The following is a 15289-nucleotide window of genomic DNA, read 5'->3' as shown; positions in this document are numbered from 1 at the left end:
TGAGCCCTACCGGATCTCGAGGATCTTCTCCCGCATCGCGTACACCACCGCTTCCATCCTGGAGTGCAGCTGGAGCTTCTCCAGGATGTTGCGCACGTGGTTCTTCACGGTGTTCTCGGAGATGAACAACTCCTTGGCGATATCGCGGTTGTTCATCCCCGTCGCGACGAGTTTGAGGACTTCCAGTTCGCGGTCCGTCAGCCGGGGCGCGGGGACCAGCCGGCGCTCGTCCGTGCGCTGGATCATCGACTTGAACTCGGTGAGCAGCTTCGACGCCATGGACGGGCTGATCTGCGACTGCCCGTCGGCCACCGCGCGAATGGCGGTGGCCACCTCGTCCGTCGAGATCTCCTTGAGGAGGTAGCCGGTCGCGCCCGCCTTGATGGCGTCGTAGAGATCGGCTTCCTCATCGCTGATCGTCAGCATGATGATCTTGGCGCTGGGGGCGACCTCCTTGATGGAGGTGCAGGCCTCGATCCCGCCCCGCTTGGGCATCCGCACATCCATCAGGACGATGTCGGGCAGCAGGTCGGCGGCCTTCTCGACGGCCTCGGCACCGTCGCCCGCCTCGCCGACGACCTGGATGTCCTCCTCGGCCGCCAGCACGATCTCCAGGCCACGGCGGAACAGGGCGTGATCGTCGACCACAAGGACTCTGATCGGTTCCTTGCGTGGAGAGCCCGTGTCCGGGCCCATGCCGACGACGCCGTCGTCGGCATCCTCGTCACGCATCGGTCCGAAGCTGTCCGCCATCGTTCCTCCCCCTGAAGGCTGTGGCCTGTGGTCCTGAGCCATCGCCAACCCAGAGCAACGACCCACCGGTTGGGCCGTGGCCAACCATGATTTCATGCCTGGACGACACCAGGGTGACGGAGCGGGGCGCCAAGTGGTCGCACGGGGGTGCCCCTGGGGGCGCACACGCGCTCCCAGGGGCACCTGCTCCGCTGTCACCCGGCACGGTCAGCCGCCGAGCGCACCGCCCGCGTCGGGCGAGTGCGCCTGTGTGACCATCGTGTCCGTCCTGAGGTGGATCACGCCGTAGTCGTAGGCGTGTCGTCGGTAGACGACACTCGGTTCCTTCGTCTCTGAGTCGACGAACAGGTAGAAGTCGTGCCCGACCAGTTCCATCTCGTAGAGAGCCTGGTCGAGGGTCATGGGGGCTGCGACGTGGGTCTTCTCGCGGACGACGATGGGGCCGTCACCCTGCACTTCGAGTGAGCCGATCTTCTTCGTGGGGACGGCCTCTTCCGGCTCCTCCTGCGGAGTCGGCACCAGGCCGTTTCCGTTGAGCGTCGCCACGCCCGGGACGTGGTCGGCGACCTCCGCGGCCGAGATCCGGCGCGCGCCGCGGCGCGAGAACCGCTTGTCGTGCTGCCTGCGCAGCCGGGCTTCCAGCTTTTCCGCCGCCAGGTCGAGAGCCGCGTACGGATCGCTCGCCGCTGCCTCCGCCCGGATCACCGGACCGCGGGAGCGGAGCGTGATCTCCACTCGGTCACAACGGTCGGCCTGCCTTGGGTTGGGCTCCTTGGACACCTCGACGTCGAGGCTGATCACCTTGCCATCGAGCTTCTGGATCTTCTCCAGCTTCAGCTTCTCGGCCACGTGCTTCCGGAACCGCTCGGGCACCTCGGTCTTGCGGCCCTTGACGACGATGTCCACGCAGAACTCCGTTCCCGGATCGCTCCGCTTCGCTGCGGAGCGTCTCCCTTTTGCACCAGGTTCCGGTGTGCCCCGGAACCTCGGACTCGGTGACTTCCACCTCCTCCCCCGTGGGCGAGATCTCCACTCCACCGCCGCGAGTGATGAAGAAAATCCCGCGGCACGGCATTCGGATTTGAGAGGTGTGGCCTGCGGCTTTCCCTCTCAACCGAACATATCTCGCCCGGACGGATGTCGTCACCCTCTACTGCGGCGTACCTCCGTTCAGGTGAATAAGCCCTCTCGTTACCTGCAACGACGCAAGATCTCAGTCAGTTCCGGTTTATTTGGAAAGAGTCCGGTGATGCCGCGACCACTGCCGCACACACCACGTCAACGACTCCGCCGGCGCAGCCCGCGCCCGTCATTCCGTGCCGACCGGGCCGCCGGCCGGTCCTCTCCCGCCTTGATCCGACGCTCTGTTCCTCTCTGCTTTCCCACGTCTCTCCCTCGTACACGGCCGCGGCCCCCGCAGCGTTCGAAACCGGCCCCGCCACCCGCACCGCCCGCGCGGCCTCCGCCAAGGACGCCCCCGTGGTCATCACGTCGTCGACTAGGACGACCGGCCCGCCGGAGAGCAGCCGGGCGCCTCCGGGCACCACCGCCAGCGCGCCCGCGAGATTGTCCAGTCGCTGCCGGGAGTTGAGCTCCGACTGGTCGGCCACGGCCCGCCGCTGCCGCAGCACGCCGAGCACCCGGGCAGGCACCCCGCTCCGCCGCAGCTCGCCGGCCGCCGCGAGCGCGATCCGCCGCGCGGGATCATGCCCCCGGGCCCGCACGGCCCGCCGCCCCGACGGCACGGGCACGAGCAGCACAGGGGCTCCGCCGCCCCGGGACCACGCCCCCTCGGCCCCGGCCCAGGAGCCGCCCCGCGCCTTCCGAAGCCCCGCCCGCACCGCTCCCGCCAAGGCCACCCCGAGGGGACCGGCAAGAGCGAGGGCGCCCCGTTCCTTGTGGGCCAGCAGCGTCGCCCGCACCTCGTCCGCGTACGGAACCGCCGCGTGCACCACGGGCAGCCCGGGCGGCTCCGGCACCGGCCGCACCCGGCGTGCCGCGACTCCGCTCAGCACCGCACGGCACTCCGGGCAGAGCACCGTACGAGGCCTCCCACAGCCCCCGCACTCGGCCGGCAGCACCAGGTCGGTGAGATCCTGCCACCACCCCCGCATGGCCACCACTGTGCCGCCCCGGGCCCTCTCCGGCCACCCCTGTGGACAACGGCCTGTGGACAACTCCCCACCAGGCGAACCATTCGTCCCCCACACGAGTGACGGCGCTGCGCGACGACCCCTTGGCAGAAGCGACCGAAGCCACAAGCGCACCTCGGGACCAGCCAGGGGAGCGCACGCACAAGCGCGCCCCGGGCACCGGTCACAGGAGGCACCTCACCCCGGATAGACCGGCGCCGTCCCCTGAGTCACCTTCTGCCACTGCGCACCCGACGGCAGCCGGACGATCCCGTCCACCGAGTACGCCACCAGCGGCAACTGGTCGTCCTCGGCGGCGGTGACCTCCTTGACGCCGGTCAGGGCCGCGGGCGCCGGAATGTCCGGCGTGGAGCCGTCGACCTGGACGTACCGCATCTGCTCCACGCCACCGTGCTCGCGCCCGACCACCACGAGCCGGCTGTCCCCGGCCCACGACATGGCGGTGATCTCCTCCAGCTCCGGGGTCGCGGAGCGCAGTTCGACCACCCTGACGGCCGACTGCTCGCCCGGCTTCCCCTCCCGCTCGATCAGCCCGATGAGCAGGGTCTTCTTGCCGCCCTTTTCCACGACGAGCGCGATCCGCACCCCGTCGGCGGCCACCCGCACGGCCTGGATCCGCCCGTCCAGGTGCGGCGTGCGGACCTCCAGCGGATCGCCCTTGCCCTCCTCCAGCAGGAGCAGCCGTGGATTGTCCGGGTCGCGGTCGGCCACCCACAGCCCGTCGTGGGCGTCCCAGCTGGGGGTGGTCAGCCGGTCCTTCTCGGTCGGGCCGTGGCTGCGCAGCACCGGCTCGCCCAGCGAACCGCCTGAGACCATCGACCCCACGTACAGCGACTTGCCGTCGAGGCTGACTCCGGCCGCGGTGTGCTCGTCGCGCGACACCGCCACCGACCGCAGTGCCGTGTCGCCCTCGCCCAGCGCCCCCGGCGCCGGGTCCGGCTTGGTGTCGCTGTCGCCCGCGGGGATCCGTACCAGCCGGTCCTTGGCGTCGACGAAGTACAGGAAGTCGGGGCTGCGCACCGCGCTCCGCAGGGCGACGGCGTCGGCACCTTGCCGCGTGAGCGAGCACAGCTCCGTTCCGCCGGCCCGCAGTTCGACCCCGTCCACCGCGGGGCTGAGGCTGTGCAGCGTGAACAGCAGTTGGGCCGCCATCTCCTCGCACCGGTTGGTGCCGACGCGCGCGGCCTTGTCGTTGAGCGGGATCGTCAGCTTGTTCCGGTCGTCGGGCGTCAGCGCGCCGGCGTTCTTCGTCAGCGCCGTACCGGTGGGGAAGCTCGACCTGACCACGGGTCCGAGCCACCGCGTGGGCCCGCTCAGGACGGAGCGCACCATCTGCGTCATGGGATCCACCCGCCGGCGGACGTACACGGGGTCGGCGACCGCGGTGGGCTGGGTGTCGGCCCCGGCCACCGTGGTGTTCGAAGCGAAGTAGTACTTGTTGACGGACATGTAGTTGCGCTGGAAGTCCGACTGGCCCATGACGACGCCCTGCGGCAGCGCGTCGATCCGCCACTGCCCGCTCTTCTCGCTCTTCTTCAGGTGCACGGCCCTGCCGTACGCCCCGGTCGCCGGTGCGTACGACTGCTGTGCGTCCACCGTGGCCACCTTGGTGCCCGTCAGCATGTACGTGATCTCGCCCCCGGTGTCCTCCCGGCCGCCGGCATCCTCGGGCTCGGCACCCGGCCCGTCCGTCAGCACCGTCGTGGAAACCTCCGGCCGCCACGTCTTGGCGGCCTCACCGGTCAGGTACTGGCGCGCGGTCTTGTAGTGCGGGTCGTCGCTGGTGAGCGCCTCCAGGAAGCCCTGCACGATCTCCGAGGGCTGCGCGTCCTCACCCGGCGGCACCGCGAACACCCGCACCTGGCTCTCCTGGCGCGGTGTGGACTCCACACCCCGCAGATCCCCGCTGTCCGGCATCGAGGCACACCCCGCCAGCAGCAGGACGCCACCAGTGGCGTACGCCATCACGCGCGCGGGCGTACGCCAACCGCGCCCCCCACGGTCAGCGCCCACGAGATGCCTCCCCATGCCTGTCCGCCTTCTCCGACTCGGTTTTCCTGCCCGAGCCCGCGGATCCGTTGTCCCTGTCCGCGTCCCGCGGCCCGTTCACGACCTGGTCCCGAGAGGGCCCAGCAGGACCACTCGGCCTGCCGTCGCCGGCCGCACTCGCCGGATCAGTCGGCCTGCCCTCGCCGGCCGCACTCGCCGGACCGCTCACCGCACCGTCGCCGACCACGTCTGACGAACTGCTCTCCCCGCCAGAGCCGCCCGCGCCCGCCGGACCGCCTGCGGCCCCGCCGCGAGCCGGCTGCTCCGGGGCCGCCTGCGAGTCGTCCTGCCGCTGCGTGCCCGAGGCGGGCCGCGGCACCACGCGCGCGCCGTTGCCGGGCAGCGCCGTCGGATCGGCCGTGGGGGCCGCGGAGGCCGCCCGCGGCGGTATCGGGTCCCGCGCCGGCCCCGGCGGCCGCGGCCCGCTCGCCGACTGTGCCGGCACGGTTGCCCGCTTCTCGCCGTCCCCGCCGCCGCACGGCAGACCGGCGTCGTCGAGCCCCCAGTTGCGCCGTGAGTCCTTGGGCTCCAGCGGTATCGGAGAGCCCCGCAGCGGCTCGTCCGCGGTCCTGGGCAGCGTCAGCCGGAACTGCGAACCTCCGCCCGGCTCGCCCCACGCCTGAAGCCAGCCGCCGTGCAGCCGCGCGTCCTCCAGGGCGATGGACAGCCCCAGACCCGTCCCACCCGTGGTACGCGCGCGTGCCGGGTCGGCCCGCCAGAAACGGCTGAACACCCGCGTCGCCTCACCCGGCTTGAGCCCGACCCCGTAGTCCCGCACCGCGACCGCGACCGCACCGCCCGCCGCGGCGAGCTTGACGACGACATCCCTGCCTTCACCGTGCTCGACGGCGTTCACGACGAGGTTGCGCAGCACGCGCTCCACGCGCCGGGCATCGGCCTCGGCGACGACGGGCTGCTGGTCGCCCAGGACGCGGATCTGCGTCCCCTTGCGCTCCGCGAGCGGCTCGGCCCCGCTCACGACCCGCCGTACGACGTCCCTGAGGTCTATCGGCTCCGCCTCCAGCGCCGCGGCACCCGCGTCGAACCGGCTGATCTCCAGCAGGTCCGCGAGCAGCGACTCGAACCGGTCCAGCTGGTCGGCGAGCAGCTCCGCGGACCGCGCGGTCACCGGGTCGAAGTCCTCCCGCGCCTCGTGGATGACGTCCGCGGCCATGCGCACGGTCGTCAGCGGCGTACGCAGCTCGTGCGACACGTCCGACACGAACCGGCGCTGCATCCGCGACAGGTCCTCCAGCTGGCTGATCTTCAGCTGAAGGTTCTGGGCCATCTTGTTGAAGGCCTCGCCGAGCCGCGCGATGTCGTCCTCGCCGGTGACCTTCATACGCTCCTGGAGCCGCCCGGCGGACAGCCGCTCGGCGATCCCCGCCGCCATTCGCACCGGCGTGACCACCTGGCGCACCACGAGCCAGGCGATGGCCCCCAGCAGGACGACGACGAACAGCCCGGCCGTCGCGAGCGTCCCCTTGACCAGGCTCAGCGACTTCTCCTCCTGGGTGAGCGGGAAGAGGTAGTAGAGCTGGTACGGATCCCTGTTGGGATCGTCGAGCTGCTTGCCGATGACCAGGCCCGGCTGGGAGTCCTTGGTCTCGTTGTTGTACGTGATCCGGGTGTAGCTCTGCGCGGCCGTCGTACTGCTGCCGATCCGCTCGCGCAGGTCGGCGGGCACACTCTTGCTCCAGTCCACCTCGCCGGAGGCACGCGGTCCGCGGCCGCGTACACCGTCCGCGTCGGAGGCCGGAAGCGTGACCACGTCGAAGGCACCCTGGCCGCCACTGGACAGCGAGGACACCAGGTCGCTCATCCACTGGATGACGTTCTGCGCGGGACGGCCGTCCGCCGTCGCGACATCGTCGCCGGTGCCGCTCGCCGCCTCGTCGGACCGCTGCTTGGCCACCGCGAACCCGCCCGCGGCCTGGCTCTGCGACGCCTTCACCTTGGCGTCCAGCAGGCCGTTGCGCACCTGCCCGATCACGACGAAGCCGAGCAGCAGGACCACGCCCAGCGACATCAGCAGCGTCGTCGCGACGACCTTGAGCTGGATGTTGCGCCGCCACAGCCGCATGACGGGTAGCAGCGGCCGGCGCACCCACCGCATGAACAGCCGGATGACCGGGCTGCCCTGGACCCCGCCCTGGAGCAGCAGCCCGCTCTCCAGGAACCGCCCCCAACGGGAACCGGCCTTCTTCTGCCCGACAGACCGCCCCGGGCGGCCCCCGGACCGGCCGGGCGCCGAAGCGGCACTGTCGCCGGACATGTCAGCTCGGCCCTGCCTTGTACCCGACACCACGGACGGTCACCACGATCTCCGGCTTCTCCGGGTCCTTCTCGACCTTGGAGCGCAGCCGCTGCACGTGCACATTGACCAGACGCGTGTCCGCCGCGTGCCGGTAGCCCCACACCTGCTCCAGCAGCACCTCGCGCGTGAACACCTGCCACGGCTTGCGCGCGAGCGCGACCAGCAGGTCGAACTCCAGCGGCGTCAGCGCGATCGACTGCCCGTCCCGCTTCACGGAGTGCCCGGCCACGTCGATGACCAGGTCACCGATGGCGAGCTGCTCCGGAGCGGGCTCCTCCGACCTCCTGAGCCGCGCCCGGATCCGGGCCACCAGCTCCTTCGGCTTGAACGGCTTCACGATGTAGTCGTCGGCACCCGACTCCAGGCCCACGACGACATCGACCGTGTCGCTCTTCGCTGTGAGCATCACGATCGGCACCCCGGACTCCGCCCTGATCAGACGGCACACCTCGATGCCGTCCCGACCGGGCAGCATCAGATCGAGCAGCACCAGATCGGGCTTGGACTCACGGAAGGCGGCAAGCGCCTTGTCGCCGTCGGCCACGAAAGATGGCTCGAAACCCTCACCACGCAGCACAATGCCGAGCATCTCGGCCAGTGCGGTGTCGTCGTCGACGACAAGGACTCGTCCCTTCATAAACGACATCATCCCATTCTCATAACGGTGGCGAAGGCAGTGGTGAGGTAGGTCACCGGCAGTGACCATAGTCGCAGCAAGCGCTACTGTCTGCCCGCGCCCACCCCTGTCGATCTCGACGACGGGCAGCGGCAAGGCTCCCGTCCCCCCGCGAAGGGGCGAGATCGCCGGAGCCCGCGCCACTCTCGCACGCGCTCCGGCAGCCGCCCGGCTCAGCCCGCCGACACCCGGCGCGAGCGGGCGCACACCTCGGCGAGCGCCTCGGCCGTGACGGGCGACACCGCGCCTTCCTCCGTGACGATCGCCGTCACCAGCTCCGGCGGGGTCACGTCGAACGCCGGGTTGTACGCCTGGGTCCCCAGCGGCGCCACCGGGATGCCACCGCCCGCCTCCGCCCCGGTCACCGGTACCTGCGGCGCCACGAACTCGGTGACCTCATGGCCGGCCCGCTGCTCGACCTCGATGGACGCCCCGTCCGGGGTGTCCGGATCCACCGTCGTCACCGGCGCCACCACGATGAACGGCACATGGTGATACCGCGCGAGCACCGCCAGCGGATAACTCCCGACCTTGTTCGCCACCGAACCGTCCGCCGTGATGCGGTCCGCCCCGATCAGCACGGCGTCCACCTCTCCGGCGGCGAACAGCGACCCGGCAGCGTTGTCGGTGAGCAGCGTGTACGCCATCCCACTGCGCGCCGCCTCGTACGCCGTCAGGCGGGCGCCCTGCAACAGCGGACGCGTCTCGTCCACCCACAGACGCCGCAGCCGCCCCGACCGGTGCGCCGCGAGCGCCACCGCGAACGCCGTCCCCTCCCCGCCCGACACCAGCGAACCGGTGTTGCAGTGGGTGAGGATCCGGTGCCCGCCGCCGGGCAGCAGCTCGTCCAGCAGCGCCAGCCCGTGCTCGGCCATCCGCGCACTGGCCTCCGCGTCCTCCCGGTGCAGCTGCCGCGCCGCCGCCAGCGCCGCCGCGGCCGCCTGCCTGATGTCACCGCCCTTGGCGAGCGCGGCCTCGTGGGCCGCTTGCGCCCGGCGCACACCCACGGCCAGGTTCACCGCGGTCGGCCGGGCGCTCGCCAGCGCGACCGCGGCCTCGTCCACGTCGAAGCCCCGCACGGCGGCGAGCGCGACACCGTACGCCCCCGCGATGCCGAGCAGGGGCGCCCCGCGCACGGCGAGCGAGCGGATCGCCTCCACGAGCGCGGGCGCGTCCGTACAGACCAGTTCGACCTCCTCGACCGGCAGCCTCGTCTGGTCGAGAAGGACCAGAACGGGTCCTTCCGGTGGTTCTTCCCAGCGGATCGCCGGGATCTCGGTCGGCCGTTTGTCATCGCCGCTGTACGCGTACTGATCAGCCATGCGGTCAGTCTGCCCCCTAACCAGCGGACAATTGAAGGTACGCAGCCCATACCGCTGCCGGTCACTCCAAGACCACCCCATGGCACGATGGCTGCCAACCTGCCGCCGCGACCGCGGACGGGCACCGTGAAGGAGCGACGATGAACGACACTCCGGGCTGGGCCTCGCCCGGATCCGCCCCGTCCGACGGGCAGAAGCCTGACGCGTCCGGCCCTGCCGAGCCCGCCGACCGCCCCAATCCTGCCGAGCCCGCCGACCGCCCCGGCCCCGCACAGCCCGCGGATCAGCAGGGCCAGCCGGGCCAGGCCCCGCAGGCCCCCGGCCCGCAGTGGTCCAAGGACCAGCCGCCACCCGCCCAGTGGTCCGCCCCCAGCGGCCCCAGCGGCCCCGGCGCCCCGGCCGGCCCCGGCCAGGCGCCCCCGCCCCCGCCGCCCGGCCCGGGCTGGGGCACCCAGCCTCCCGGCGGCTACGGCCCTGGCGGCCCCGGCGGATACGGCCCCGGCGGTCCAGGAGGCCCCGGCGGCCCCGGCGGCTGGGGCAGCGCCTGGGGCGGCCCCCCGCCCGCGGCCAAGCCCGGCGTGATCCCGCTCCGCCCGCTCGGCGTGGGCGAGATCCTCGACGGCGCGGTCTCCACCATGCGCACCTACTGGCGCACGGTCCTGGGCATCTCCCTGACCGTCGCGGTCATCACCGAGATCATCGTCGTGCTGTTCCAGGGCCTCGTACTGGACGACTCCAGCACCGATGCCCTCAACGACCCGAGCGCCACCCTCAGCGAACTGAGCCGCGCCCTGGGCGACGCCATGCTCAACTCCACCGTCGTCGTCGTCATCTCCCTCGTCGGCACCGTCATCGCGACCGCGCTGCTCACCACCGTCACCAGCCGCGCCGTGCTCGGCAAGTCGGTGACCATCGGCGAGGCCTGGCGGGACGCCCGTCCTCAGGTCGTCAAGCTCTTCGGCCTCATCTGCCTGTTGCTGCTCATCACCGCCGGCATCGTCACCGCGGGCACGCTGCCCGGCATCCTCGTCAGCGTCGCCGGGAGCACCGGCGCGGGCGTCGCCCTGACCGTCCTGGGCATCATCGGCACCGGCATCGTCGCCCTGTGGCTGATGATCCGCTTCTCCCTGGCCTCGCCGGCGCTGATGCTGGAGAAGCAGGGCATCAAGAAGGCGATGAGCCGCTCCACGAAGCTGGTCCGGGGCACCTGGTGGCGGATCTTCGGCATCCAGCTGCTCGCCACGATCATCGCGAACGTCGTCGCCTCGATCATCGTCATCCCGTTCACCTTCCTCGCCGGGGCCCTGAGCGGCGACGGCATCACCGGCTGGCTCAACTCCGGCGTCGGCAGCCTCGGCTGGACGTTCCTCATCGTCAGCGGCATCGGCTCGGTGATCGGCTCCATGATCACGTTCCCGATCACGGCGGGCGTCACCGTGCTCCTGTACATCGACCAGCGCATCCGCCGCGAGGCCCTCGACCTCGAACTGGCCCGCGCCGCCGGCGTCCAGGGCTACGGCCCCAACGCACCCGGCGCCACCCCGGGGAGCTGATGCGGTGACCTGGGCGGGGGAAGTTCTCACAACGGCGCTGCCACGCGCCGCCATACGCACAGTGCTGCGCGCCGGCGACACCCCGGTGCTGGCGGCGGCACGCTCCGACGACGAACCGCCCCTCACCACACCGCGCGACCCCGCGCGCGAGGCGGCCCGACGCGAGCTGTCCAAGCGGATGTACCACGAGGACGACCCCAGCCTGTTCCAGCGGGCCCTGGACGCCTTCTGGGAGTGGCTCGACAAACTGTTCAACGCCGCCTCGAGTGCCACACCCGGCGGAGCACTCGGCCTGGTCGTCATCATCCTGGCCGTCGTCGCGGTCCTGGCCGCCCTGTGGTGGCGCCTGGGCACCCCGCGCCGCCAACCCACCTCCTCCGCCACCCTGTTCGACGACCGCCCCCGCAACGCCGCGGACCACCGCGCCGCAGCCGAGGCACACGCCGCCCAGGGCCACTGGAACCAGGCCGTCCAGGAACGCATGCGGGCCCTCGTCCGCGCCCTGGAGGAACGCGCCCTCCTCGACGCCCGCCCCGGCCGCACCGCCGACGAGGCCGCCGCCGAAGCCGGCCGGGCCCTGCCCGCCCACACCGACCGACTGCGCGCCGCCGCCCGCGACTTCGACGACGTGACGTACGGCGGCCGGTCGGCGAGCGAGCAGTCGTACCACCGCATCACCGAACTCGACCGCGACTTGGAACGCACAAAGCCCCAGCTCGCGAGCAGCAGCGCCCACAGCACGGCCCCCCACCCCCGCCAGGGAGCCGCCGAATGACCACCGAGGCCACGCTCCCGTCCACCTCGGCCTCGCCCACCGCACGCCAGGTATGGACCCGCACGCGCGGCATCGCGCTCGCCCTGGTACTGCTTCTCGTGGGTGCCATCGCCATCGCCGTGATCCGCTCCGACGCCCGGCACGGCGAACTCGACCCGCGCTCCGCCGACCCCAACGGCAGCCGCGCCGTCGCCGAGCTCCTCGCCGACCGGGGCGTGGACACGCGCGTGGTCACCACCCTGGACGAGGCAGCCGCCGCAACCGGCCCGGACACGACCCTCCTGGTCGCCGTCCCCGACCTGCTGAGCAGAAGTCAGCAGTCCGGGCTGCACAACGTGTTCGCCGACTCCGACGGCCGTACCGTCCTGGTCGCCCCCGGCAGCGCGTCCGTCGAACGGCTCGCCCCCGGCGTCACCGCCGACCCCGCCACCAGCCTCGACTCGACGCTCTCCCCCGACTGCGACCTGCCCGCCGCCCGGCGCGCGGGCACCGCCGACACGGGCGGCGTCCGCTACACCACCACCCACCTCGACGCCGACAAGTGCTACACCAGCGAGCGCCTGGCCACCCTGCTGCGCATCCCGGCCCCGACCGGGGACGGCGACACCGTCGTCCTCGGCGCGCCCGACATCCTCCTCAACGACCGTCTCGACAAGCAGGGCAACGCCTCGCTCGCCCTCCAACTCCTCGGCTCCCGCCCCCATGTGGTCTGGTACCTCCCCTCGCTCTCCGACACGTCGGCCACCGGCAGCGACGACGAACGCAGCTTCTTCGACCTGATGCCCTCGGGCTGGCTCTGGGGCACCCTGCAACTCTTCATCGCCGCAGCCCTGGCCGCCCTCTGGCGGGCACGCCGGCTCGGCCCCCTCGTGCCCGAAAAACTCCCCGTGGCGATCCGCGCCTCCGAAACCGCCGAAGGCCGCGCCCGCCTCTACCGCAAGGCCGACGCCCGCGACCGCGCGGCAAGCGCTCTTCGCTCCACCACACGCACCCGCCTCGCCCCCCTCACAGGCGTCCCCGTCACCCAGGCGCACACGCCCGAGGCCCTGCTCCCCGCTCTGTCCGCCCACCTCCACGGTGACGGACAGGACCTGCGCACCCTCCTCTTCGGACCACCGCCCAGCGACGACGCAGCACTTATCGCACTCGCCGACCAACTCGACGCCCTCGAAAGAGAGGTACGCCGTCCATGATGGACCCGACCACTGACAACGCCGGGCAGTCCGGGGACCAGGGCACCGCCCGAGCCGCCCTGGAGGCCCTGCGCGCCGAGATCGCCAAGGCCGTGGTCGGCCAGGACCCCGCCGTCACCGGCCTCGTCGTCGCCCTGCTCTGCCGCGGCCACGTCCTCCTCGAAGGCGTCCCCGGCGTCGCCAAGACCCTCCTGGTCCGCGCCCTCGCCTCCGCCCTCGAACTCGACACCAAACGCGTCCAGTTCACTCCCGACCTGATGCCCAGCGACGTGACCGGCTCCCTGGTCTACGACACCCGCACCGCCGAGTTCTCCTTCCAGCCCGGCCCGGTCTTCACCAACCTCCTCCTCGCCGACGAGATCAACCGCACACCCCCCAAGACCCAGTCGTCCCTCCTGGAAGCCATGGAGGAACGCCAGGTCACGGTCGACGGCACACCGCGTGCCCTCCCCGACCCCTTCCTGGTCGCGGCGACGCAGAACCCGGTGGAGTACGAGGGCACCTACCCCCTCCCCGAAGCCCAGCTGGACCGCTTCCTCCTCAAACTCACCATCCCCCTCCCCTCCCGCGAGGACGAGATCGACGTCCTCACCCGCCACGCCGAAGGCTTCAACCCACGCGACCTCCACGCCGCCGGCGTACGCCCCGTAGCGGGCCCGGCCGACCTCGAAGCGGCCCGCGCCGCCGTCGCCAAGACGACGATCTCCCCGGAGATCACCGCCTACGTCGTCGACATCTGCCGCGCCACCCGCGAGTCGCCGTCTCTCACCCTCGGCGTCTCCCCCCGAGGCGCCACGGCCCTCCTGGCCACCGCCCGCGCCTGGGCCTGGCTGACAGGCCGCGACTACGTCATCCCCGACGACGTGAAGGCACTCGCCCTCCCCACCCTCCGCCACCGCGTGCAACTGCGCCCGGAGGCCGAAATGGAAGGCGTGACGGCCGACTCCGTCATCAACGCGATCCTCGCCCACGTCCCCGTCCCCCGCTGATGGCACTCACCGGACGCGCCGCCCTCCTCGCAGCCCTGGGCTCCCTTCCCGTCGGCATCTGGGAACCCAGCTGGACGGGCATCCTGGCGGTCAACGCACCCCTGGCCGTGGCCTGCGCCTGCGACTTCGCCCTGGCCGCCCCCGTACGACGCCTGGGCCTGACCCGCTCCGGCGACACCTCCGTACGACTCGGCGACACAGCGGACGTGACCCTGACCATCACCAACCCGACCCGCCGCCCCCTCCGTGCCCGCCTCCGCGACGCCTGGCCCCCGAGCACCTGGCAGCCCGGCACGGAGACGACGGCCTCCCGCCACCGCGTCACGGTCCCTCCAGGCGAACGCCGGCGCGTGACGACCCGGCTGCGCCCCACCCGCCGAGGCGACCGCCAGGCCGACCGCGTCACCATCCGCTCGTACGGCCCCCTGGGTCTCTTCTCCCGCCAGGGCACCCACAAGGCTCCCTGGACGGTACGCGTCCTACCGCCGTTCACCAGCCGCAAGCACCTGCCGTCCAAGCTGGCCCGCCTCCGCGAACTGGACGGCCGCACCAGCGTCCTCACCCGAGGCGAGGGAACCGAATTCGACAGCCTGCGCGAGTACGTCCCCGGCGACGACACCCGCTCCATCGACTGGCGCGCCACAGCACGCCAGACCACGGTCGCCGTACGCACCTGGCGCCCGGAACGCGACCGCCACATCCTCCTGGTCCTCGACACCGGCCGGACCTCGGCAGGCCGCGTGGGCGACGCACCCCGCCTCGACGCCTCCATGGACGCGGCCCTCCTCCTCGCGGCCCTCGCGTCCCGCGCCGGCGACCGCGTCGACCTCCTCGCCTACGACCGCAAGGTCCGCGCCCTGGTCCAGGGCCGCACGGCAGGCGACGTCCTTCCGTCACTGGTCAACGCGATGGCCACGCTGGAGCCCGAGCTCGTCGAGACGAACGCCCGCGGCCTCACGGCCACGGCGCTGCGCACGTCTCCCCGCCGCTCTCTGATCGTGCTCCTCACCACCCTGGACGCGGCCCCCATCGAAGAGGGCCTCCTCCCGGTCCTCTCCCAGCTCACCCAGCGCCACACGGTCCTGCTGGCATCGGTAGCGGACCCGCACATCACCGAAATGGCCAAGGCACGCGGAAACGTCGACGCCGTCTACGAGGCGGCAGCAGCCGCCCAGGCCCAGTCCGAACGCCACCGCACGGCAGAACAACTCCGCCGTCACGGCGTCACAGTCGTGGACGCGACACCGAACGACCTGGCGCCGGCACTGGCGGACGCGTATTTGGCATTGAAGGCGGCTGGACGCCTGTGACAAAGAGGGGCCCTCGAAAGAGGGCCCTCAAACGCAGAAAACCCCCGCATCCGAAGATGCGGGGGTTTTCCCAAGAATTGTTCGGCGGCGTCCTACTCTCCCACAGGGTCCCCCCTGCAGTACCATCGGCGCTGTAAGGCTTAGCTTCCGGGTTCGGAATGTAACCGGGCGTTTCCCCTACGCTATAACCACCGAAACA

12 protein-coding genes and 1 rRNA gene are annotated in these 15289 nt (G+C 71.8%); 5 read left to right on the top strand and 8 right to left on the bottom strand.

Features of this window, described 5'->3' with window-relative positions; translation table 11 throughout:
- Positions 1-6: 6 nt before the first annotated feature.
- The 7 genes from QC385_RS35790 to mtnA all read right to left on the bottom strand — a co-directional run bounded on the left by QC385_RS35790 (position 7) and on the right by mtnA (position 9270).
- Positions 7-753: a response regulator gene (locus QC385_RS35790; RefSeq protein ID WP_059421798.1), complete on the bottom strand. Its 747-nt coding sequence runs from the start codon at positions 751-753 to the stop codon at positions 7-9.
- Between the two features lie 207 nt (positions 754-960).
- Positions 961-1659: a ribosome hibernation-promoting factor, HPF/YfiA family gene (hpf, locus tag QC385_RS35785; RefSeq protein ID WP_279545550.1), complete on the bottom strand. Its 699-nt coding sequence runs from the start codon at positions 1657-1659 to the stop codon at positions 961-963.
- A 311-nt stretch (positions 1660-1970) separates the two neighbouring features.
- Positions 1971-2867, bottom strand: a complete 897-nt coding sequence (locus tag QC385_RS35780; RefSeq protein ID WP_279545549.1) for a ComF family protein — start codon at positions 2865-2867, stop codon at positions 1971-1973.
- Between the two features lie 216 nt (positions 2868-3083).
- Positions 3084-4919 carry an LpqB family beta-propeller domain-containing protein gene (locus QC385_RS35775; RefSeq protein ID WP_279545548.1) on the bottom strand — a complete coding sequence of 612 codons (1836 nt, stop codon included), beginning with the start codon at positions 4917-4919 and terminating at the stop codon, positions 3084-3086.
- The gene (mtrB, locus tag QC385_RS35770) at positions 4909-7230 is read right to left on the bottom strand and encodes an MtrAB system histidine kinase MtrB (protein WP_279545547.1); all 2322 of its coding nucleotides are present in this window, start codon (positions 7228-7230) and stop codon (positions 4909-4911) included. Before mtrB ends, QC385_RS35775 begins: the two co-directional genes overlap by 11 nt.
- A 1-nt stretch (position 7231) precedes the next feature.
- Entirely contained in the window at positions 7232-7921 is a 690-nt protein-coding gene (gene mtrA / locus QC385_RS35765; RefSeq protein ID WP_003990656.1) for a two-component system response regulator MtrA, read from the bottom strand.
- 200 nt (positions 7922-8121) lie between these two features.
- A complete protein-coding gene (mtnA, locus tag QC385_RS35760; RefSeq protein WP_279545546.1) occupies positions 8122-9270 on the bottom strand; it encodes an S-methyl-5-thioribose-1-phosphate isomerase in 1149 nt (382 codons plus the stop codon).
- A 140-nt stretch (positions 9271-9410) separates the two neighbouring features.
- Between mtnA and QC385_RS35755 the strand changes: the two genes are divergently transcribed.
- The 5 genes from QC385_RS35755 to QC385_RS35735 are packed head-to-tail and all read left to right on the top strand — an operon-like array spanning position 9411 to position 15090.
- Entirely contained in the window at positions 9411-10823 is a 1413-nt protein-coding gene (locus QC385_RS35755) for a glycerophosphoryl diester phosphodiesterase membrane domain-containing protein (RefSeq protein WP_279545545.1), read from the top strand.
- A 4-nt stretch (positions 10824-10827) separates the two neighbouring features.
- Positions 10828-11598: a DUF4129 domain-containing protein gene (locus QC385_RS35750; protein ID WP_279545544.1), complete on the top strand. Its 771-nt coding sequence runs from the start codon at positions 10828-10830 to the stop codon at positions 11596-11598.
- Entirely contained in the window at positions 11595-12791 is a 1197-nt protein-coding gene (locus QC385_RS35745; RefSeq protein WP_279545543.1) for a DUF4350 domain-containing protein, read from the top strand. Before QC385_RS35750 ends, QC385_RS35745 begins: the two co-directional genes overlap by 4 nt.
- Complete coding sequence (locus QC385_RS35740) at positions 12791-13780, top strand: AAA family ATPase (RefSeq protein ID WP_279545542.1); 990 nt, start codon at positions 12791-12793, stop codon at positions 13778-13780. The genes QC385_RS35745 and QC385_RS35740 overlap by 1 nt, the downstream gene beginning before the upstream one ends.
- On the top strand, positions 13780-15090 hold the full coding sequence (locus tag QC385_RS35735) for a DUF58 domain-containing protein (RefSeq protein WP_279545541.1): 1311 nt from the start codon (positions 13780-13782) through the stop codon (positions 15088-15090). Before QC385_RS35740 ends, QC385_RS35735 begins: the two co-directional genes overlap by 1 nt.
- A gap of 79 nt (positions 15091-15169) precedes the next feature.
- Here the strand turns inward: QC385_RS35735 and rrf are convergent.
- A 5S ribosomal RNA gene (gene rrf, locus QC385_RS35730) occupies positions 15170-15286 on the bottom strand.
- Between the last annotated feature and the right edge of the window lie 3 nt (positions 15287-15289).

It is taken from the genome of Streptomyces sp. DH10, from assembly GCF_029813805.1.
GTDB classification, from domain to species: domain Bacteria; phylum Actinomycetota; class Actinomycetes; order Streptomycetales; family Streptomycetaceae; genus Streptomyces; species Streptomyces coeruleofuscus.
This window is presented reverse-complemented; position numbering and strand designations above follow the sequence as displayed.

Bases quoted from the DNA above. Each gene is read 5' to 3' on its own strand.
- mtnA (WP_279545546.1), bottom strand. From the start codon at position 9,270: ATGGCTGATCAGTACGCGTACAGCGGCGATGACAAACGGCCGACCGAG.
- QC385_RS35740 (WP_279545542.1), top strand. From the start codon at position 12,791: ATGGACCCGACCACTGACAACGCCGGGCAGTCCGGGGACCAGGGCACC.
- QC385_RS35735 (WP_279545541.1), top strand. From the start codon at position 13,780: ATGGCACTCACCGGACGCGCCGCCCTCCTCGCAGCCCTGGGCTCCCTT.
- mtrB (WP_279545547.1), bottom strand. From the start codon at position 7,230: ATGTCCGGCGACAGTGCCGCTTCGGCGCCCGGCCGGTCCGGGGGCCGC.
- QC385_RS35790 (WP_059421798.1), bottom strand. From the start codon at position 753: ATGGCGGACAGCTTCGGACCGATGCGTGACGAGGATGCCGACGACGGC.
- QC385_RS35780 (WP_279545549.1), bottom strand. From the start codon at position 2,867: ATGCGGGGGTGGTGGCAGGATCTCACCGACCTGGTGCTGCCGGCCGAG.
- mtrA (WP_003990656.1), bottom strand. From the start codon at position 7,921: ATGATGTCGTTTATGAAGGGACGAGTCCTTGTCGTCGACGACGACACC.
- QC385_RS35745 (WP_279545543.1), top strand. From the start codon at position 11,595: ATGACCACCGAGGCCACGCTCCCGTCCACCTCGGCCTCGCCCACCGCA.
- QC385_RS35755 (WP_279545545.1), top strand. From the start codon at position 9,411: ATGAACGACACTCCGGGCTGGGCCTCGCCCGGATCCGCCCCGTCCGAC.